The sequence below is a fragment of the Rhizobium sp. KNZ2-6A genome (assembly GCF_056755475.1).
Genome location: NZ_JBNDIC010000029.1, coordinates 1 through 20,248 on the forward strand (window position 1 = coordinate 1; position 20,248 = coordinate 20,248).

17 protein-coding genes and 1 riboswitch are annotated in these 20,248 nt (G+C 59.9%); of the genes, 8 read left to right on the top strand and 9 right to left on the bottom strand.

What is annotated here, in order from left to right:
- Nucleotides 1-160 precede the first annotated feature (160 nt).
- The 6 genes from ACPYOP_RS19640 to ACPYOP_RS19665 form a co-directional block, all read right to left on the bottom strand.
- Nucleotides 161-1,186 carry an aldose epimerase family protein gene (locus tag ACPYOP_RS19640; protein WP_481412014.1) on the bottom strand — a complete coding sequence of 342 codons (1,026 nt, stop codon included), beginning with the start codon at nucleotides 1,184-1,186 and terminating at the stop codon, nucleotides 161-163.
- A 133-nt stretch (nucleotides 1,187-1,319) separates the two neighbouring features.
- Nucleotides 1,320-1,811: a hypothetical protein gene (locus tag ACPYOP_RS19645; RefSeq protein ID WP_481412015.1), complete on the bottom strand. Its 492-nt coding sequence runs from the start codon at nucleotides 1,809-1,811 to the stop codon at nucleotides 1,320-1,322.
- 305 nt (nucleotides 1,812-2,116) lie between these two features.
- Nucleotides 2,117-2,977, bottom strand: coding sequence for a tetratricopeptide repeat protein (locus ACPYOP_RS19650; RefSeq protein WP_481412016.1), 861 nt, complete (start codon nucleotides 2,975-2,977; stop codon nucleotides 2,117-2,119).
- Between the two features lie 130 nt (nucleotides 2,978-3,107).
- Nucleotides 3,108-4,301 (bottom strand): vWA domain-containing protein, encoded by a 1,194-nt coding sequence (locus tag ACPYOP_RS19655; protein ID WP_481412017.1) that lies wholly within the window; start codon nucleotides 4,299-4,301, stop codon nucleotides 3,108-3,110.
- Between the two features lie 3 nt (nucleotides 4,302-4,304).
- Nucleotides 4,305-5,231, bottom strand: coding sequence for a homoserine O-acetyltransferase MetA (gene metA, locus ACPYOP_RS19660; protein ID WP_481412018.1), 927 nt, complete (start codon nucleotides 5,229-5,231; stop codon nucleotides 4,305-4,307).
- Between the two features lie 49 nt (nucleotides 5,232-5,280).
- Nucleotides 5,281-5,358, bottom strand: a riboswitch (SAM riboswitch).
- Nucleotides 5,359-5,663: 305 nt separating this feature from the next.
- A complete protein-coding gene (locus ACPYOP_RS19665; protein ID WP_481412019.1) occupies nucleotides 5,664-6,506 on the bottom strand; it encodes an AAA family ATPase in 843 nt (280 codons plus the stop codon).
- A 165-nt stretch (nucleotides 6,507-6,671) separates the two neighbouring features.
- On the opposite strand from ACPYOP_RS19665, the gene ACPYOP_RS19670 reads away from it, so the two are divergent.
- Complete coding sequence (locus ACPYOP_RS19670) at nucleotides 6,672-8,522, top strand: ABC transporter ATP-binding protein/permease (RefSeq protein ID WP_481412020.1); 1,851 nt, start codon at nucleotides 6,672-6,674, stop codon at nucleotides 8,520-8,522.
- A gap of 155 nt (nucleotides 8,523-8,677) precedes the next feature.
- On the opposite strand, the gene efp is transcribed toward ACPYOP_RS19670, so the two are convergent.
- Nucleotides 8,678-9,247 carry an elongation factor P gene (gene efp / locus ACPYOP_RS19675; RefSeq protein ID WP_430763542.1) on the bottom strand — a complete coding sequence of 190 codons (570 nt, stop codon included), beginning with the start codon at nucleotides 9,245-9,247 and terminating at the stop codon, nucleotides 8,678-8,680.
- A 151-nt stretch (nucleotides 9,248-9,398) separates the two neighbouring features.
- On the opposite strand from efp, the gene epmA reads away from it, so the two are divergent.
- The 7 genes from epmA (at nucleotide 9,399) to ACPYOP_RS19710 (ending at nucleotide 17,746) form a co-directional block, all read left to right on the top strand.
- Nucleotides 9,399-10,463 carry an EF-P lysine aminoacylase EpmA gene (gene epmA / locus ACPYOP_RS19680; protein ID WP_481412021.1) on the top strand — a complete coding sequence of 355 codons (1,065 nt, stop codon included), beginning with the start codon at nucleotides 9,399-9,401 and terminating at the stop codon, nucleotides 10,461-10,463.
- On the top strand, nucleotides 10,460-11,512 hold the full coding sequence (locus ACPYOP_RS19685) for a lysine-2,3-aminomutase-like protein (RefSeq protein WP_481412022.1): 1,053 nt from the start codon (nucleotides 10,460-10,462) through the stop codon (nucleotides 11,510-11,512). The genes epmA and ACPYOP_RS19685 overlap by 4 nt, the downstream gene beginning before the upstream one ends.
- Nucleotides 11,513-11,875: 363 nt before the next feature.
- Nucleotides 11,876-12,127: an acyl carrier protein gene (locus ACPYOP_RS19690; RefSeq protein WP_112336202.1), complete on the top strand. Its 252-nt coding sequence runs from the start codon at nucleotides 11,876-11,878 to the stop codon at nucleotides 12,125-12,127.
- Nucleotides 12,127-13,320, top strand: coding sequence for an acyl-CoA dehydrogenase family protein (locus ACPYOP_RS19695; RefSeq protein ID WP_481412079.1), 1,194 nt, complete (start codon nucleotides 12,127-12,129; stop codon nucleotides 13,318-13,320). Before ACPYOP_RS19690 ends, ACPYOP_RS19695 begins: the two co-directional genes overlap by 1 nt.
- 5 nt (nucleotides 13,321-13,325) lie before the next feature.
- Nucleotides 13,326-14,234, top strand: coding sequence for an amino acid--[acyl-carrier-protein] ligase (locus tag ACPYOP_RS19700; protein WP_481412023.1), 909 nt, complete (start codon nucleotides 13,326-13,328; stop codon nucleotides 14,232-14,234).
- 8 nt (nucleotides 14,235-14,242) lie between these two features.
- Nucleotides 14,243-15,202 (top strand): DUF1839 family protein, encoded by a 960-nt coding sequence (locus ACPYOP_RS19705; protein ID WP_481412024.1) that lies wholly within the window; start codon nucleotides 14,243-14,245, stop codon nucleotides 15,200-15,202.
- 75 nt (nucleotides 15,203-15,277) lie between these two features.
- Nucleotides 15,278-17,746: a glycoside hydrolase family 2 protein gene (locus ACPYOP_RS19710; protein ID WP_481412025.1), complete on the top strand. Its 2,469-nt coding sequence runs from the start codon at nucleotides 15,278-15,280 to the stop codon at nucleotides 17,744-17,746.
- 306 nt (nucleotides 17,747-18,052) lie between these two features.
- On the opposite strand, the gene ACPYOP_RS19715 is transcribed toward ACPYOP_RS19710, so the two are convergent.
- A complete protein-coding gene (locus ACPYOP_RS19715; RefSeq protein WP_481412026.1) occupies nucleotides 18,053-19,132 on the bottom strand; it encodes an ABC transporter ATP-binding protein in 1,080 nt (359 codons plus the stop codon).
- A 44-nt stretch (nucleotides 19,133-19,176) separates the two neighbouring features.
- Nucleotides 19,177-20,247, bottom strand: a complete 1,071-nt coding sequence (locus ACPYOP_RS19720; RefSeq protein ID WP_481412027.1) for a Gfo/Idh/MocA family protein — start codon at nucleotides 20,245-20,247, stop codon at nucleotides 19,177-19,179.
- Between the last annotated feature and the right edge of the window lies 1 nt (nucleotide 20,248).

The following is a 20,248-nucleotide window of genomic DNA, read 5'->3' on the forward strand; positions in this document are numbered from 1 at the left end:
TTGAACGCCCGGCCGATTCTCAAGAGAGCGGGACATGCCTCAGAGCGAATTCAGATTTTAGGTCTGTTCGGCCTAAAATCTGAATTCGCTCTGGAATCAAGGAAGTAGAGCATGATGTCGTCCGAAAACCGCTTCACACTTTTCGGCATCATGCTCGGCTTTAGTTCTTGGTGAAGATATAATCCGTTTCCTGCCGCAATACCTCGCCCGGGCGGAGCACGGCATTGGGGAAGCCTTCATGGTTGATGGCGTCCGGCCAGACCTGCGTTTCCAGGCAGAAACCGGCAAACGGGCCGATCTTGCGGCCGTCATGGCCGGGAACCGGCACGTCGAGCTTGAAGCCGGCATAGAACTGCACGCCGGGCTCGGTGGTGCGCACTTCGAGCGAGACGCCGGAATTGACGCTGCGGGCGAGCACGACGGAACGCTTGGCGGTGCGTTCGCTGGAGAGACAGAAATTATGATCGTAGAGCGCCTGCTCACTTCCTTCGAAGCGCTTCATCGGCGACATCTCGCGGAAGTCGAACACCGTGCCGTCGACCGAGCGAACTTCACCCGTCGGGACCTGCTTGTCATCGGTCGGTGTGTAATGGTCGGCGGCAATCATGATGTCGTGGCCGAGCGCGTCGTCGCGGCCGTCGAGGTTGAAATAGGCGTGCTGGCAGACATTGGCGAGAGTGGGCTGATCGGTGGTCGATTCGTAGGTGATCGACAGTTCGCCATTGCCATGAACCCAATAGGTTGCCTGGATCGTGCAATTGCCGGGATAGCCGGCGCGGCCATCGGGATCGACGATCTTCAGGACGACGCGGTCGGTATCGTGCTCGACGATGGTCCAGTTGCGCTTGGCGATATTGTCCTTGCCGCCATGCAGATGGGTCACGCCCTTTTCATTGAGCTCCAGCTGATACTGCTTGCCGTCGAGTGTGAAGCGGCCGGCGCCGATGCGGTTGGCGCAGCGGCCGGGCGTGGCGCCGAAATAGGAGGAATGAGCGGGATAATCGGCGAAATTGTCGAAGCCGAGCAGAAGCGAGGGCCCGTGGCCGTCAAGGCGCAGATCCTGGATGACCGCTCCCCAGGACATGATATGGGCGGTCAGGCCGCCACCTGATATCTTGATGCGATAGACGATATCTCCATCCGCCGTCGTCCCAAAATGTTCCCGCTGCAAAGTGCTTTCCGTCATATCAGCTCATCCATTGCTTTTGAGTATGCGAGGTCAGACCCTGCCTCCATTCGCGCCGTTCCGCAACCGGTTCCCTGGCGAAATTTAGGGGCGGGCGGAAAGGGGGCAAGGTCTGATTAGGCTTTGCCCATAGCTAGAACACTGACACATTATGTTGTGAATGTGAGGAGCATAAGAACGATGGTCGATTTCGTCCTGATCCGTCCGGCTTGTCGTGAAGAGAGCTGGCTGTCCGTCTGCTGAAAAGCGTGCGAATTAATTGGTTCGACCCATCCGCTTTTTCGGCCTCCATGATCACCATCAACCTGTCGCCGCGAACGGCGAGAAGGATATAGAACGCTTTTTGACTGTATTTTTCCACATAGGAGCTCCAGCGTCCCATACCTGCCGCGTAGCCGGCGTTTGCATAACTGCTCGTCTCCGCGGTAGCGCTCCAGCCATTGCTGGTGCTGATCCTCATAAACCTGCCCTGCCTGATTATTCCCATGCGGCACTTTTCACCGACGCTGGCATTGGAGTCGATCCGTTCCCATTGTCCGGAGAAGCCCCCATCTTCGGATCTTGCCTGCTGCGAGGCGAACAGAATGGTTGCGATGAAGAAAAGTAATTTTAAAGCGTGGCGCACGCATATCTCCACCGGTTTTCGCAGCGAGTCGGGGCGATATCTGCTGCACTTCTCCTTCTACAAATGGTTGTGTCTATTTGGTGGCGCTACGGCATGCAAATGCTGATCGCTCAGCGCGATAATTCCCGGGTCGCCTTTTCCAGCCCGCCGAGGGTCAGCGGATACATGCGGTCGCTCATCAGCCGGGACATCGTCGAGATCGAGGTCGTATAAATCCAGTGATTTTCCCGAACGGGTTGGCCAGACCCATTTGCGGAGGTGACTTTATGTAGCGTACTTTAATCGGAGGCACTGTGCCACCAAGACTATTGTAGCTTACGCAGCTTGGCTTCGGCCTCTTTTTTCGCATTCGGAGCGATGAACTGATCAGGAAAGGCGAGGGCGGCGTTATAGTCTGCTATCGCCTTCTCGGTGTTGCCAGTTTTGGCAAAAGCACTCCCGCGAGCGATCAGGCATTCGGGGCAGATCGGTCGAGTGGAGAGGGCAAGATCATATTGAGAAAATGCTGAATCGGTCATGTTTTTGTTCAAATATGCATTGCCAATCCCGATCATCGCATAAACATTCCCTGGCTGCAGCTTGAGGCAATCTTGGTAGTCTTGGATCGCGCGATCTGGTTCGCCTCTGGTCAATAGGAGGTCAGCCCGTACACGCAGGGTGAGCGGCTTCGCAAATTTGTCTTTCATCGCTTTGTCGAAATCCGCAAACGCCTCTTTATCTTTGTTCAAAGCGGCGTAGGCCTGTCCCCGACTGACAAAATCCGTGCTGAGTTTTGGGTTTAAATCCAATGCCTTTGTATAATCCGCTATCGCCAGCTCATATTTGTTCATAGCAGAATACACACCCGCTCTGTTTTGGTAATATGTGGGGAGCATAACACCGTCGGGTTCAGCGAGCTGTATAGCGCTAGTGTAATCGGCTACAGCCTTGTCATATTGCATCGCAAAGCCATATGCTCCCGCCCGGTTGCCGAAAGCGTCTGACGATTTCTGCTTAGCGAGTTCAGCAGTACATAGGGTAATCGCCTCTTCACCCCTTGCTGAAAAACACGTCGCTTCTGTCGCGGTTGTAGTGAGCGCGAGGCTGGAAGCAAACGTCATGTCAGGCCAGGTAGATAGCACCAACATCATGATTATAGCCGTGAAAGCGTTGGTATTAATTTGCATTTGCCTGCTCGCTTTTTTCAAACTTCGTATCTAGCAGATATCGAAAGATCATCTTGATGAATCCGGATCAAGTTGGATAGGCTATGCAAGCTCAATTTTTCCGCTGTTATATTGAACCAATTTATGACGCTCAGTGCGACAGTTCCCGCGTCGCTCTTTCCTGCCCGCCGAGTGTCAGGGGATACATGCGGTCGTTCATCAGGCGGCGGATCATCGAGATCGAGGTTGTATGGCCCCAATAGCTTTCCGGCACCGGATTGATCCAGATGCATTTGCGGAAATGGCCGGTCATTCGGGCGAGCCAGGTCTCGCCGGCCTCCTTGTTCCAATGCTCCACCGAGCCGCCCGGCTGAGAGATCTCGTAGGGGCTCATGGATGCGTCGCCGACGAAGACGACGCGGTAGTCGGGACCGAAGGTGCGGATGAGATCCGTCGTCGCCGTGATGTCGACGCGCCGGCGGCGATTGTCCTTCCACACGCCCTCGTAGAGACAGTTGTGGAAGTAGAAATACTCCATGTGGCGGAACTCCGCGCGGGCGGCAGAGAAGAGTTCTTCGACGACGCGGATATGGTCGTCCATCGAGCCGCCGACATCGAAGAACATCAGCAGCTTGACGGCGTTGCGGCGCTCCGGCCGTGTCTGGACATCGAGATAGCCATGCTCGGCGGTGGAGCGGATGGTGCCGGAAAGATCCAGTTCCTCGGCTGCCCCCTCGCGAACCCAGCGGCGCAGGCGCTTCAGCGCCACCTTGATATTGCGGGTGCCAAGCTCTACGCCGTCATCGAGGTTCCTGAAGTCGCGCCGGTCCCAGACTTTTACCGCGCGGCGATTGCGCGAGGTTTCCTGGCCGATGCGCACGCCTTCGGGGTTATAGCCATAGGCGCCGAAGGGCGAGGTACCCGCCGTGCCGATCCATTTCGAGCCTCCCTGATGCCGGCCCTTCTGCTCGGCCAGTCGCTCGCGCAGCGTCTCCATCAATCTGTCGAAGCCACCGAGTGCCTCGATCTCTAGTCTTTCCTCTTCGGTCAGATGCCGCTCGGCAAGTTTGCGCAGCCATTCGTCAGGAATGGCGGAAGGCTCCAACGCTTCTCCATCGGCATTACCGCTGACCGCCTCGACGCCGCGAAAGTAATCGGCGAAGATCTGGTCGAAACGGTCGATGAAGCGCTCATCCTTGATCAGCGTCGCGCGCGCCAGATAGTAGAAGGCCTCGACGTCGTAATCGGTAATCCCTTCTTCCATTCCCTCAAGCAGCGACAGGAACTCCCGGAGCGTCACCGGAACCTTCGCTTGCCTCAGCTTCAAGAAGAAGGGAATGAACAAGCCTCAAATCCTTTCCTGGCCGATCTCCTCCAGATCATACGGCGTGGTCTGGTAGATCTCGTTGATCCAGTTGCCGAAGAACAGATGCGCGTGGCTGCGCCACCGGTTCTGCGGCGGAATTTCCGGATCGTTATGCGGGAAATAGTTGTGCGGCATCTTGATCGGCACGCCCGCATTCACATCCCGGAAATACTCGTCCGCCAGCGAGGTGGAATCATATTCCACGTGATTGAACATGTAGAGCCGGTTGCAGGCCTGTTCATGCACGAGGCAGACGCCCATCTCGCTCGAATCCATCAGGATCTGCAGGCCCGGCACCTTCTCGATGTCGGCGCGCTTCACCTCCGTCCAGCGCGAGACCGGAATGGCGAAATCGTCGGAGAAGCCGTTGAGATAGACCGAGGAGGGCTTCAGGTTCTGGTGGCGATAGACGCCGAACGCCTTCTCCGTCAGCGTATATTTCGGCACCTTGTGGAAGTGATAGACGGCGGCCATCGCGCCCCAGCAGACATTCAGCGTCGAGTGGACATTGGTGGCCGTCCAGTCGAAGATCTGCCGCATCTCGTCCCAGTAGGTGACATCTTCGTATTCGAGCAGCTCGATCGGCGCTCCCGTGATGATGAAGCCGTCGAACTTGCGGTGCTTCACCTCTTCCCAGGTCTGGTAGAAGGCGAGAAGGTGCTCTTCGGAGGTGTTCTTGGCCTTGTGGGCGCCGATGCGCACCAGCGAAAACTCCACCTGCAGCGGCGATGCGCCGACCAGGCGCGCCATCTGGACTTCGGTCTTGATCTTGTTCGGCATGAGGTTGAGAAGCCCGATCTGAAGAGGGCGGATATCCTGACGGAACGCCACCGTTTCGGTCATCACCCGCACACCCTCGTTCTGGAGGGTTTCAAACGCGGGCAGCGTATCGGGAATTTTGATGGGCATCGTTTCACTCGACCAAATACAAAAAAACCGGCCGCGATCATGAATCGCTACCGGTCCGCACGCGGCCCTTTAGCGACTTATTTAACGTGGCTGCAAGCCGGCCGGCCAAATCACCACAAGGAGAAATGCATAAACCTGCTATTCATGCGGGTCAATGGGCAACCGGCGGCGGGCTGGGTCCGTTTTTGACGTGAGCAAATAGGCTCCGGGGCTGCCTCTCCCTTCGAGGCATTGACGCTTGCGCTGACGCTTCAGCGCCAAGGCACCTCAGGGTGAGGCAGAGAAGGTTCGTGCTATGGCGCAGGAGATCAGACCTCACCCTGAGGTGCGCAGGCCGAAGGCCGGAGCCTCGAAGGGCGAGGGCGGGTGATGCGGCTCTCCTATTTTTAAAGACGCCCGCAGTTCCGTGGGCGGAAAGCACAGCAACTGTTGTTACTTCCCTTGCCCGCGCGCCATGAAAGCCAGCCGTTCGAAAAGATGCACGTCCTGCTCGTTCTTCAGCAGCGCACCATGCAGTTTCGGCAGTGCGTTCTTCGCATCGGCGCGCAGCGTTTCCGGATCGATGTCGTCGGCGACCAGCAGGCGGATCCAATCCAGCGCTTCGGAGGTCGAGGGCTTTTTCTTCAGGCCCGGCATGTCGCGAATTTCAAAAAATTGCGTCAGCGCCGCATGCACGAGCGACTGCTTGATGCCGGGATAATGCACCTCGACGATGCGCTTCAGTGTTTCCATGTCGGGGAAGCGGATATAGTGGAAGAAACAGCGGCGCAGAAAGGCGTCCGGCAATTCCTTCTCGTTGTTCGAGGTGATGATGACGATCGGGCGGATAGCGGCTCGGATGGTCTCGCCGGTCTCGTAGACATGGAACTCCATGCGGTCGAGTTCCTGCAAGAGATCATTGGGGAACTCGATGTCGGCCTTGTCGATCTCGTCGATCAGCAGCACGCATTTTTCCGGCGAGGTGAAGGCCTGCCAGAGCTTGCCCCGGCGGATATAGTTGCCGACATCGTGAACTCTGATGTCGCCGAGCTGGCTGTCGCGCAGGCGTGAAACGGCATCATATTCGTAGAGGCCCTGCTGCGCTTTCGTCGTCGATTTTACATTCCATTCGAGGAGATCGAGCCCGAGGGCCGCGGCCACCTGACGGGCGAGCTCGGTCTTGCCCGTGCCCGGTTCGCCCTTTACGAGGAGCGGGCGCTCAAGCCTTATGGCGGCGTTGACGGCGACCATCAGATCCTTGTCGGCGATATAGTCCGCAGTTCCCTGAAATTGCATCGGAAGGCTTTCTCAATCATTCATGTGCAAGCTAATTTCTGGCCGAATTCGGTTCAAGGCGTGAAACCGTGTATATAGCAACGTGATCGCATTGATCTATTGCAAGGATGGACATGGGGGCGGGGCATGGTTAATTGACGGGATGTGCGTCGCAGGGAAGTGCTGATGGCAGTTGAAGCGCAAGCCAAGCCGAATATCCAGGGAAACGAGCAGGTCGGGTACGATTTGAGCCTTTTCTTCCGGCTGAGAATGATGTTCTCGGCTTTCTGGAATTCGCCTGTCCGCATCAAGATCATTTCGCTTACCGTCGCGCTCTTCCTGATCATCATGGTCACGGCCTATGTCCAGGTGCTGCTCAATAGCTGGAACGCGCCCTTCTACGATTCGCTGGCAAGGCGCGATATCACCGCCTTCTTCCATCAGCTCGGCGTCTTCGGCATCATCGCCGGCTCGCTTCTGGTCCTCAACGTCGTCCAGGCCTGGCTCAACCAGATGACCGCGCTCTACATGCGCGAGGGCCTGGCGCGGGATCTGGTCAATCAGTGGCTTCAGGCCAAGCGCGCGCTTCGTCTCGCCTCCTCCGGGCTGATCGGCGTCAATCCCGATCAGCGCTTGCATGAAGATGCCCGCAATCTCGCCGAAAGCACGACCGGGCTTGCCATCGGCCTGGTGCAGGCGACGATCCTGCTCCTGAGCTTCATCGGCGTGCTCTGGGAGCTGTCCAGCGGCATGGTGTTCAAGGTCAATGGCGCGAGCTTCGCGATCCCCGGCTATATGGTCTGGGCGGCGATCCTTTATGCCGGGTCGGCCTCGTTCCTCAGCCAGTTCGTCGGCCGCCGGCTGGTGCGATTGAATGCGGACCGCTATTCGAAGGAAGCTGAGCTACGCTTTGCGCTCATGCATGCCAACGAGCATATGGCGGCGATCACCATTGCCGGTGGCGAGGAGAACGAACGGCGGCGGATCAATCTCGATATATCAGCCGTCCTCGGCGTCATCCGCCAGCTTGCCATCGCCAATACCAATCTGACCTGGGTCTCGGCAGGCTATGGCTGGTTGGTGCTGATCATTCCGATCCTCGTTGCGGCCCCGGCCTATTTCTCCGGTGGCCTGACCTTCGGTCAGCTCATGGTGGCCGTCGGTGCCTTCAATCAGGTCAATTCGGCATTGCGCTGGTATGTCGCCAATTTCGGCCCGATCGCCGAATGGCGCGCCACGCTGATGCGCGTCACCGATTTCCGCAAGGCACTGACGGAAATGGACGACAAGACGCCGATGCCGCATACGCTCGTCTTCGAAAAGGCGGCGCCCGGCACGATGGTGTGGACCGATCTGGAAGTTTCCACCAAAACCAATGACGAGGCCACGGAGAACGGTTTCTCGATTGCCGAGGGCACCGTCACCATCCATGCCGGCGAGCACCTGATGATCAACGGCGATCACGGCGTGAACCGCAGGCTGCTGTTCGAGGTGCTGGCGCATCAATGGTACAGCGGCTCCGGCACGGTGAGCTTGCCGCCGATGGACGATATGCTGTTCATGCCGCATACGCCCTACGTTCCAAGCGGCACGTTGAGAGAGGCGATCTGCTTTCCGGAGGATCGCGATGCCTATGACGATGCCGCCGTCGATGCCGTCATGGACAGGGTGGGTCTCGGCCGCCTCAAGAGCCGCCTCGATACGCAGGCCCGCTGGGATCGATTGCTGGATACCGAAGAGCAGAAGGCCATCGGCTTTGCGCATCTGCTGCTGGCAAAGCCGAAATGGGTCATCATGGACGATGCCCTGGAAGGCCTGGAGGCCGAAGTTCAGGTGAAGGCCTGTGCCTTGCTGGCCGAATTACCCGATGCGACCTTGATCTATATCGGCCGCTCCGAGGCCTTCATGCAGGCCATGTCGCCGCGTCTCCTGCATCTGCAGACCTTGGCTCCGCATGAGCACAGCATCGAGATCGATGCGTCGTCGGACGCGGTCGATGCGGAGCCGACGGATCAGAAAAGGGTCAATAGGCAATAGGCAATAAGGCGATCTGGTGATGTCGCGCGCCTTGGCGAGGTTGATTTGATTTCCATTCGCCCGAAATGCAAAACGCCCCGTCATGGAGACGAGGCGTTTTCTCATGCGATGAAGTGGCTGATCGGAAAAGCGCTCAGCACTTTTCCTGGAATTGCTCAGTCCTTGGCGCGCTCGACGTAGGAATTGTCTTCCGTGGCGATGACGACGCGGGTGCCGGCGTTGATGTGCGGCGGCACCATGGTGCGCACGCCGTTCGACAGCATGGCGGGCTTGTAGGACGAGGATGCCGTCTGGCCCTTCACAACCGGTTCCGTCTCGGTGATCTCGAGCGTGACATGGCGCGGCAGTTCGAGCGCCAGCGGAATGCCTTCGTGGATCGACAGGATGCAGGTCATGCCTTCCTGAAGATAGGCCTTCTGGTCGCCCATGGTGTCGACGTCGACCACGACCTGATCGTAGTTGGCCGGGTTCATGAAGTGGAAGCCTTCGCCATCTTCATAGAGGTACTGGAAGTTCACGTCTTCGACGAAGGCGCGCTCGACCTGCTCGGTGGTGCGCCAGCGCTCGGAGACCTTCACGCCGTCGACGATGCGGCGCATGTCGACCTGGGTGACCGGCGTACCTTTGCCCGGATGAAAGTTCGCGGCGGTGAGAACGACGTAGAGCTTGCCGTCGACGTCGAGAACGTTGCCCTTGCGGACGGAAGAGGCGATGACCTTGACCATAAGACTTCCTTGTAACGCTGCGTTTTGCGTCGTAGAGGGACTGTCGAAATGCTCTCCGAGACGCAGCTTTTGTTTGCTTGGGGGCGCAACTACCCTAAATCAATGGAAATTGCCACCCCTAAGGCGGCTGGTGTCCTGAAGAAAGCTAGGAATGAAGCCGAAGACGAGCAAAGCGTCCCCCTGGTGGACCCGCAATGTCCATGCGGACCGGCGGCCGTTCCTTATTGGCCGCAATGCAATCCAGGTGGCGCTGCGGGCTTTCTTCGCGCGCAACGACTTCATCGAGGTGGATACGGCGACGCTGCAGGTGTCGCCCGGCAACGAGGCGCATCTGCATGCCTTCGAGACCGAGGCGCTGACGACCGACGGAAGGGCGCTGCCTCTTTATCTGCATACCTCGCCGGAATTCGCCTGCAAGAAGCTTTTGGCGGCCGGCGAGGAGCGTATCGCCTGCTTCGCCCATGTTTACCGCAATCGCGAGCGCGGGCCGCTGCACCATCCGGAATTCACCATGCTCGAATGGTACCGGGCAGGCGAGAGCTATGAGATCCTGATGGCCGATTGCGCCGCGCTGCTGGGACTTGCGGCGGAGACGGTCGGGGCGAAGAAATTCAGCTATCGCGGCGCGGAGACCGACCCGTTCCTGGCGCCGGAGCGCATCAGCGTGGCGGCCGCTTTCGAACGTTATTCCGGCATCGATCTCTTTGCCTCCATCGGCCTCGATGGATCGACGGATCGCGAGCGTCTGGCGGCGGATATGCGCCAGGCGGGCATTCGCGTTGCCGACGACGATCTGTGGCAGGATCTCTTCAGCCGGGTGCTGGTCGAGAAGGTCGAACCCAATCTCGGCTTCGGCCGCGTCACGATCCTCGACGAATATCCCGTTTCCGAGGCGGCCCTTGCCCGGCCTTCGGCCAGGGATCATCGCGTTGCCGAGCGCTTCGAACTCTATGCCTGCGGCGTCGAGCTTGCCAATGCCTTCGGCGAGCTCACCAATGCCAAGGAGCAACGCCGCCGTTTCGAGATCGAGATGGCGGAAAAGCAGCGCGTCTATGGCGAGACCTATCCGCTGGACGAGGATTTTCTGCAGGCGCTTGCCGTTATGCCTGACGCAAGCGGCATCGCGCTTGGCTTCGACCGGCTTGTGATGCTGGCGACGGGTGCCTCGCGGATCGAGCAGGTGCTGTGGGCGCCGGTCGCGGAGTATGACGCATGAACGTGATGCGCCCGATCCGGACCATCGGCGAGCTTGAGCGCGCCGGGCTGATCGATGCCGATCAGGCGGTCGCGCTCGAAGCGGTGGCGGAGCGTTATGCCGTCGCCTTGACGCCGACCGTTACGCGTTTGATCGATCCGGCCGATCCGGCGGATCCCATCGCCCGGCAGTTCGTGCCCGATGCGGCCGAATTGCTCGTTACGTCCGAAGAGAGGGCCGATCCGATCGGCGATCATGCGCACAGCCCCGTCGAGGGCATCGTGCACCGCTATCCGGACCGCGTTCTCCTGAAAGCCGTGCATGTCTGCCCGGTCTATTGCCGCTTCTGCTTCCGGCGCGAGATGGTCGGGCCACAGGGGCTCGGGACGCTGGATGGCGATGCGCTTGACGGTGCCTTTGCCTATATCCGCGAGCATAAGGAGATCTGGGAGGTCATCCTGACCGGCGGCGACCCGCTGGTGCTTTCCCCGCGGCGGCTGGAAGACATCCTCAGGCAGCTTGCCGATATCGATCACGTGAAGATCGTCCGTTTCCACACGCGCATTCCGGTTGTCGATCCCCTGAAGGTCGATGCGGCGCTGATTGCGGCGCTGAAGGCGAGCGGCAAGACCGTCTATGTAGCGCTGCATGCCAATCATCCGCGTGAGATGACGGATGAGGCCCGTGCGGCCTGTGCCCGGCTGGTCGATGCCGGGATCGTGCTCATCAGCCAGTCGGTTTTGCTGAAGGGCGTCAATGACGATCCGGAGGTGCTGGCGGCGCTGATGAAGGCTTTCGTCGAAACGCGTGTAAAGCCCTATTACCTGCACCATCCCGACCTCGCGCCCGGCACCAGCCATTTCCGCCTGACGATCGCCGAGGGCCAGGCGATCGTCGCGGCACTGCGCGGCCGTATTTCCGGTCTCTGCCAACCAACCTATATTCTCGATATCCCCGGCGGCTACGGCAAGGCGGATATCGGGCAGATGTCGGTGCGGGAGCTGCGCGAAGGCTGCTATTCGATTTCGGACTATCGCGGCGGTGAGCACGTCTATCCGCCGGAAGGCTAGGGACGGCTTTTGTCCTGCAGGCCTATACTTCCACTGACGCTCTGATTGTTATGACGTTTTTTGAATGAAACGTGGTGGCGAATTTTGGTACGTTAACCTTCTTTCACACCTCAACATTCCAAAAATCGCCATTCCTTAATATTAGTGATTCTCGATATTTATGCTTGAGTCGCGTGTTAGATGGCTTACGCTTGGTAAATTTCAATCAGGTAAGTATCGAATATAGCAATTTTCAACGAAGTATAAGCTGGTTGTATTTACCACGTCGCTTAGCGGAATGTTCTATTTTACCTGTTACTTCTTGGCCAACGATAAGACGGCATGACTTCGGTTGTGCTTGCCATTGCCAGAAGGGACTAGACTATGAACAAGACGATTCGCGATTTGCTGGCCAAGTTCGGTACGCTTCCCGTTGCTGTCGATCAGATCGAAGACGATGCCGATCTTTATGCTGCGGGATTGTCCTCCTTCGCTTCCGTGCAGCTGATGCTCGGCATCGAGGAAGCCTTCGACATCGAATTTCCGGACAATCTGCTGAACCGCAAGTCCTTCGCCAGCATCGCCGCGATCGAAAGAACCGTCGGCATGATCCTGGACAGCAGAAAGGTCGCATGATGAGTGTGGCGGTCGCTCTGCTTGAGGTTGGGACGGGCGAGGGGGCGGCGGTGCGTGCTGCGCGCGTCGCAGCGATCGCCAGCCAACACGCCGATGCCGTCGATGCCGAGGGCCGGTTCCCACGTGAAGCCGTCGACGCCATGCGCGCCGAGAAGCTGCTCTCCATCCAGATCCCCGCCGATCTCGGCGGCGAAGGCGCGTCGATGACCGAGATTGCCGAGCTCTGCTCGATCCTCGGTCAGGCCTGCGCCGCCAGCGCCATGGTCTTCGCCATGCATCAGATCAAGCTTTCGAGCCTGGTCGAGCATGGCGCCGACAGCGACTGGCACCGAGACTTCATGCGCCGCATCGCCCGGGAACAGCTGCTGCTCGCTTCGGCGACGACCGAAGGCGGGATCGGCGGCAACCTGCGCAACAGCATCTGCGCCATCAAGGTCGAGGGCGACACCTGCACCCTCGAAAAGGATGCGACCGTCATTTCCTACGGCGCCCATGCCGATGCCATCCTGATTACCTCGCGCAGCCATGCCGAGGCGGCGTCCTCCGATCAGGTGCTGACCTGCTTCCTTAGGGATCAGTACGAGATCAAGCGCACGGTCGAGTGGAACACCCTCGGCATGCGCGGCACCTGCTCCGACGGCTTCCTGTTCAAGGGCGAGGCTCCGGCCAAACAGATCCTGCCGAAGCCGTTTGCAGAGATTGCCGCGCAGTCGATGCTGGCCAGCTCGCATCTGCTCTGGAGCGGCGTCTGGTACGGCATTGCGGCCGACGCGGTGTCCCGCGCCCAGGCCTTCGTGCGTGCCGCTGCCCGCAAGTCTCCTGGTGCGCCACCGCCCGGCGCGCTGCGTCTGGCTGAAGCCTCCAGTATGCTGCAGATGGTGAAATCCAATGTGGTTGCCGGGCTGAAGGCCTATGAAGAGGCGAAGCTCGACGCAGACCGCCTGTCGTCGATGGGCTTTGCGGTGGCGATGAACAACGTCAAGATCGCGTCGTCGGAGATGATCCTGCCGATCATCAACCACGCAATGCTTATCTGCGGCATCATGGGCTACAAGAACGGTACGCCCTATAGCCTCGGCCGCCACCTGCGCGACGCGCACTCGGCACAATTGATGATCTCGAACGACCGCATTCTCGGCAATACGTCGACCATGCTGCTCGTCCACAAACAAGATACCAGCCTGTTGGGGTAACCGTTATGGATATGCAAACATCGTTTCTCGACCGTCTTTTCGATTCTGGCCTGTTGATCGACACCGGCGTTGATGGTCTCTACGGCCGCAGCGGCCAGTTCGAAGACGTGATTTCCGCTTTCGAGCGCTTGATCGACACGTTCGGCGGCGCCGATGGCGCCGAAGCCATTCGCTTTCCGCCCGGCATGAACCGCGCCTTCTTCGAAACGAGCGGCTACATGAAGAGCTTCCCGCAGCTGGCCGGCACGGTGCACAGCTTCTGCGGCAACGAGCTCGACCATATGAGCCTGTTGAAGTGCATGGAAGTCGGCGACGACTGGACGAAAGACCAGCAGGCGACCGATATCGTGCTGACGCCGGCGGCCTGCTATCCGCTCTATCCGACGGTTGCCAAGCGCGGTGCCATTCCGGAAAACGGCGCGCTCTATGATCTGCAATCCTATTGCTTCCGCCATGAGCCCTCCAAGGATCCGGCCCGCCAGCAGCTATTCCGCATGCGCGAATATGTCTGCATGGGCAGCGAAAAGCATGTGACGGATTTCCGCCAGAGCTGGATGGATCGTGGTGTCGAGATGATGAAGGCCGTTGGTCTCGACGTGACGATCGATGTCGCCAACGACCCGTTCTTCGGCCGCGCCGGCAAGATGCTCGCCAACAACCAGCGCGATCAGAACCTGAAGTTCGAGCTACTGATCCCGATCACGTCCATCGCCAATCCCACAGCCTGCATGAGCTTCAACTACCACCAGGATGCCTTCGGCACGAAGTGGGGTCTGAACTTTGCCGATGGCCGCGTCGTGCACACGGCCTGCGTCGGCTTTGGCCTGGAGCGCATCGCGCTGGCGCTGTTCCATACCCACGGTCTCGACACCAAGGAATGGCCCGAGAGCGTGCGCAAGACGCTGTGGGGCTGATCGCACTCATGGCTGCCGTGTTTCAGGGACTGGATCCTGCCGCCTACAAGCCACATGCGCTGCACGACAGCGAGCGCATGTGGCCCGAGACCAACTGCTACATCGATCTCTGGATCGAAGTGCTTTCGAGCCTGAAGCTGCCGCCGGAAGCCATGCTCGGCTTTACGCTGACACAGGATTTCGAGGGCGATCAGTTCACCTTCTTCAAGGTGCCGCTCGAGGATCTGGAAGCGCTCTATGGCGTGCGCTGCACCGAGCTTGCGATCTACGACAAGGTTCAGAACCATGTCGCCGAGCAGATCGGCCGCGGCCGGCTCTGCCTGGTCGAGATGGATTCCTTCTTCATGCCGGATACTCAAGGGGTCGGCTATCGTCGCGAACACGGCAAGACGACGGTGGCGATCAACCGGCTCAACATGGAGGGCCGGACGCTCGATTACTTCCACAATGGCGGGTTCTTCCGGCTGTCGGGCGAGGATTTCGACGGGCTCTTCCAGCTGCATCTGACGGATGAGGACCTGCCCTTCCTGCCCTATACAGAATTTGCGAAATTCCCGGAGAAGGCACCGGCCGAAGCCGCCATCCGCGAGACGGCTCGGCAGCTTCTCTCCTTCCATTTCCGCCGCCGGCCGCAAGCCAATCCAATCCGCGCCTTCGCCGAGATTTTCCCCGCGCAGGTGGAGGCGATCGCCGAACGGCCCTTCGGTTTTTTCCATAAATACGCGTTCAACACGCTGCGCCAGCTTGGCGCCAATTTTGAGCTGGCCGGCAGTCACTTCGATTGGCTCTCGGCCGATCTGTCCGAAACGGCGGGTGAGGCACGGAAAATCTCCGAAGCGGCAAAGTCGGTGCAGTTTCAGCTTGCCCGCGCCATCACGCGCAAGAAATTCGAGCCATTGCGCACAGCGCTTGATCCGGCCGCCGATGCATGGGATGCCATGATGAGCGAGCTCGAACGGAAGCTTTGACGGGCTTGCGTTCGATTGCGATACGGCTGGGTCATTCTGGAAATATTGGGGCGGGGGAAATCCCCGGAAGATGTCATGGGCGGGCGCTTGGCGGATCTCGGCGGCGGAATGCGGCTGAGCGAGGGTTGGAATCTGGTATTGACGGACGCGGGCACCTGCATCTCGCCATCCGATGTGCCGCTGACGTCAGGCTTCATCCCGGCACCGGTGCCGGGCACTGTGGCGGAAGCGCTGGAAAAGGCCGGGCGTTTCGACCGGACGAGGCCCCAGCCTCTCCACGACCGCGATGCCTGGTACATCTGCCGTTTGGTGGACGCCGAGGCCGGCGATGCGGTCCTGCGACTGGAGGGGCTCGCGACGCTTTGCGAAGTCTTTCTCAACGGCCAGCAGATTGTTGTTTCCGAAAGCATGTTCGAGGCTCATGACATCGACGTCACCCTGCTTGGCGGCGACGAACTGGCGCTCTGCTTCCGCGCGCTGGAGCCGAAACTCTCAGAACCTGGACCTCGCGCCCGCTGGCGGCCGCAGATGATCACGCCGCAAGGGCTGCGGATGGTGCGCACGACGCTGCTTGGCCATATGCCTGGCTGGTGCCCCGAGGTTCAGGCCGTCGGTCCCTGGCGGCCGATTTCGCGGCTGCGGCCGAGCGCGCCCGTTATTCGTGATCTCTCGCTGCGGCCGGACCTGCTCGAAAATGGCGAGGGTAGGCTTTATGCCTCGCTTTCGATCGAGGCCGATATCAATGAGCTGGTGCTGAAGTGCGGAGAGGCGGAGCAGGCTTTCGAGAAGGCCGGTGCGGGCCGCTATACGGCAATCCTGAAAATTCCCGATGTGGCGCCCTGGTGGCCGCAGACGCATGGCGTGCCGCAGCTCCATGATGTCACGCTTGTCGTCGATGGCATCGAGCATGCGCTCGGGCAGACGGGTTTTCGCCGGCTGTCGGTCGATCGCGGTGCCGACGGGCGGGATTTCGCCCTGATCATCAATGGCGAGCGGATTTTCTGCCGGGGTGCTGTGTGGACTACCGCCGATATCGTGCGCCTGCCCGGTGGTCGCGACGATTACGAAAACTGGCTGCGGCTGGCGGTTGACGCCGGCATGAACATGATCCGCATCGGCGGCACCATGGCCTATGAGACGCCCGAATTCTTCCGCCTTTGCGACGAACTCGGCCTGATGGTCTGGCAGGATTTCATGTTTGCCAATTTCGACTATCCGAAGAACGACAAGGCGTTCAACGCCCATGTCGAGGCCGAGGTTGCGCAGCTTCTGAGCCGCACGCGTTTGTCGCCGTCGCTGGCTGTCCTTTGCGGCGGCAGCGAGATCCATCAGCAGGCGGCCATGATGGGCCTACCCGAGCAGTTCTGGAAAAGCCCTGTTGTCGAAGAGATCATCCCGCCATTGGTGCAATCGCTGCGGCCGGATGTACCCTATGTCGTCAATTCGCCGTCCGGCGGACCGATGCCGTTTTCGCCGAATGCTGGCGTGACGCATTATTACGGCGTCGGCGCCTATATGCGGCCGCTTGCCGATGCCCGCCGCGCCAACGTCCGCTTTGCCGCTGAGAGCTTGGCTTTCGCGCATGTGCCGCAAGCCCGCACGCTTGGCCAGCATCTGCCGGTCCCTGCGGTTCATAGCCCGCTATGGAAGGAGCGCGTGCCGCGTGATCGCGGCGCATCCTGGGATTTCGAGGATGTGCGCGATCATTATCTTCAGGAGCTTTACGGCTTCGAACCTAGCCGATTGCGGCGGGAGGATTCGGATCTCTATCTCAACCTCTCACGCGCCGTGACCGGCGAAGTGGCCGAGGAGACCTATGCCGAGTGGCGGCGCCAGGGCTCCGGCTGCAACGGCGCGCTTGTCTGGACGCTGCAGGACCTGCTTCCCGGCGCCGGCTGGGGCGTTCTCGATTCGACCGGGGAGCCGAAGCCGGTCTGGTACGCGCTGCGGCGCGCCTTCCGGTCGGTGCAGGTGCTGCTCATGGATGAGGGCACCAATGGTCTCGATGTGCATGTCATCAATGAGAGCGATGCAGCGCTTGACCTGACCGTCGAGGTCTCCTGCCTGCGCGACGGTCGCCAGATCGTCGTCGGTGGTGGCCGCGATCTGGTGCTCGAAGCTGGTGGCAAGCAAAAGATAGCCTGTACTGAACTTTTCGGCGCCTTCTTCGACACGACCTATGCCTTCCGCTTCGGCTCGCCGTCGCATGACGTCACGGTGGCGCGGCTGACAGCATCGGCGACCGGCGCCGTCATCGCTGAGGCCTTCTATTTTCCGCTCGGGCGCACCAAGGCGTTCCACGATGCGGAGATCACGGCGTCGGCGGTGTTGGAAGGCGAGGACTGGTTTCTCGAGTTGAGCAGCGATCGGTTGGCGCAATCGGTGCAAATCGATCTGGAAGCCTATCGCGCCGAAGATGACTGGTTCCATCTTGCACCGGGCAGCCGGCGGCTTCGGCTGTACCGACGGGAGGGCGTTCCGGCCGATGTCATTCCATCCGGCCAGATCCGCGGGATTGGCAGCCGTCGGATCGTCGAGGTTTGAGGGGGGCATCTCGCCCTTGGCGGGCGAGAAAGCAATTTCACTGGTTTAGGAATTGCGACACTGGAGGCTTAGCGTGCTCAAAAGCTCAGCGCAATTTCTAAGCCATTGAAATTGCAAGAGAGGGGGGTCCGTTTCTTGCACCAATAAACTGGACGCTGATTGCGTCCATGCCTACCCCCGCTCTTGTACAAACTAAGAATTAGACGAGGGACGAGCCCTCGCCTAATCCTAAGTTTTTACTTTCTCGCCCGCCCCTTTCGGCAAGCTCAGGACGGCGAGATAGGCCCTACCCGCTTCAACATGCTCCTACAAAGTCACCCCATCCGGCCCGAACAAATGGCAGCGCTCGGGATCGATATGGATGCTGACCGTTTCGCCGGCGCGGATGCTCTGTTGATCTTCAAGCGCAACCGTCAGCGCCTGACCGCCATGCAGCGTGACATAGAGGATCGTCTGGCCGCCGAGGTGCTCGACGAGATCCACGCGGGCGTTGCCGAGTGCTAGACCGCGATCGCCGACATTCAGATGTTCCGGGCGGGCGCCGAGGGTCACGGGCTGTCCGGGCTGGAGTCCGCCCAGCCGGCGCGGCAGGCGGACCGTCTGGCCGGCGAGATCGATGACAGCGGAGCCGTCGTCGGAAGCGACGACTTTCGCGTCGAGGAAGTTCATTTTCGGCGAGCCGATGAAGCCGGCGACGAACTTGTTCTTGGGCTTGTTGTAGAGATCGAGCGGCGCGCCGACCTGTTCGATCTTGCCGCCATTGAGCACAACGATCTTGTCGGCCATGGTCATGGCCTCGGTCTGGTCGTGGGTGACGTAGATCATGGTGTTGCCGAGGCGCTGGTGCAGGCGGGCGATCTCGACGCGCATTTGCACGCGCAGTTCGGCGTCGAGGTTCGAAAGCGGCTCGTCGAAGAGGAAGATGTTGGGCTCGCGCACGATGGCGCGGCCGATGGCGACACGCTGGCGCTGGCCGCCGGAGAGCTGCTTCGGCTTGCGTTGGAGAAGCTGGGTGATCTGCAGGACCTCGGCCGCCTTTTCGACACGCGGCTGGATCTCATGCTTCTTCATGCCGGCGGTTTCGAGGCCGAAAGCCAGGTTCTTGTAGACGCTCATATGCGGATAGAGCGCATAGGACTGGAAGACCATGGCGATGCCGCGCTTGGAGGCGGGGACATCGTTCATGCGACTGCCGTCGAGATAAAGCCCGCCGCCGGAAATCGGCTCCAGCCCGGCGATCATGCGCAGGAGCGTGGACTTGCCGCAGCCGGAAGGGCCGACGAAGACGGTGAACTCCCCCGGCTCGATTTCCAGGTCGATGCCATGAACCACCTGAAGCTCGCCATAGCGCTTGATGACCTTCTGCAGCGAGACGCTTGTCGCCATGGGTGCTTCCTCCTTATTGGTCCTGATGGCTCGCGGGGCAACGTTCATGACGGCCTCCAGCTCTTGTATTTCTTGGCTTCCGGCCCGACGGGGAAGCGGACTTCGGCGCGCGTTTCCGACGATTCATAGAAGGCTGTAACCAGTTCCAGCGCCTGGCGTGCATCGGCGGTCGTCACCGGCAGCGGTCCGCCCGACACCAGCGCTTTGTGGAACAGCTTCATCTGCGTGTTGAAACGGTTGGGGATCGGCGACCAATCGGCGAGCAGTGCATCGATCTTCGCGCCGATCTCGTCATTGGCGGGGACAATCTTCCATGGGTCCTGACCGGGGCTGTAGGGCTCGTGGTTGCTTTCGATAAGCACGTTTTCGAAGGCGAGGCGCAGGCGGCTGATCTGCTCCTGCGAGCCGAGCGTGGCGCTGATGGTGGCGAGCGCACCGTTCTCCATCAGCAAGCTGGCGCTGGCGCAATCCTCGACCTCGATATCGTTGACGCGGGTGGCGACGCGGCCGAAGAGGCCTGCGATCGGCCCCATCAGATAGGTCAGCATGTCGTGCAGATGGATGGAGTGCGTCATCAGAACGCCGCCGAGTTCGGTGTCCCACTTGCCGCGCCAGGGGACAGCATAATAGTCGGCGCCGCGCACCCAATGCGTCTCCGACGTGGCAACATAGGGCTTGCCGGCAATACCCGAAGCGATGATGCGCTTCGCCTTCTGAATACCGTCGCCGTAGCGATACTGGAAGATCGGCATCAGCCGGCCCTTGGCTGTCTTTTCGGCGGCGATAACGGCATCGACATCGGCCAGCGATCCCACGAGCGGCTTTTCGCAGACCACATGCTTGCCGGCTGCAAGCGCCTGCATGATCAGCTGGAAATGCGAGCCGGGCGGCGTGCAGATGTCGATGATGTCGATATCGGGCATGTTAAGGACTTCGGAGAAATCCTTGAGGCGTCTCGCGATGCCGAATTCATCGCCGACGGCGTTCAGGCGTTCCTCGTTGAGATCGCAGAGAACCGCGACCTCGAAACGGTCAGAATGCGGCAAATAGCCTTCGACGATGTGGGAGCGGCCGATGCCAAGACCGATGATCGCGACTTTCTTTACGTCGGACATA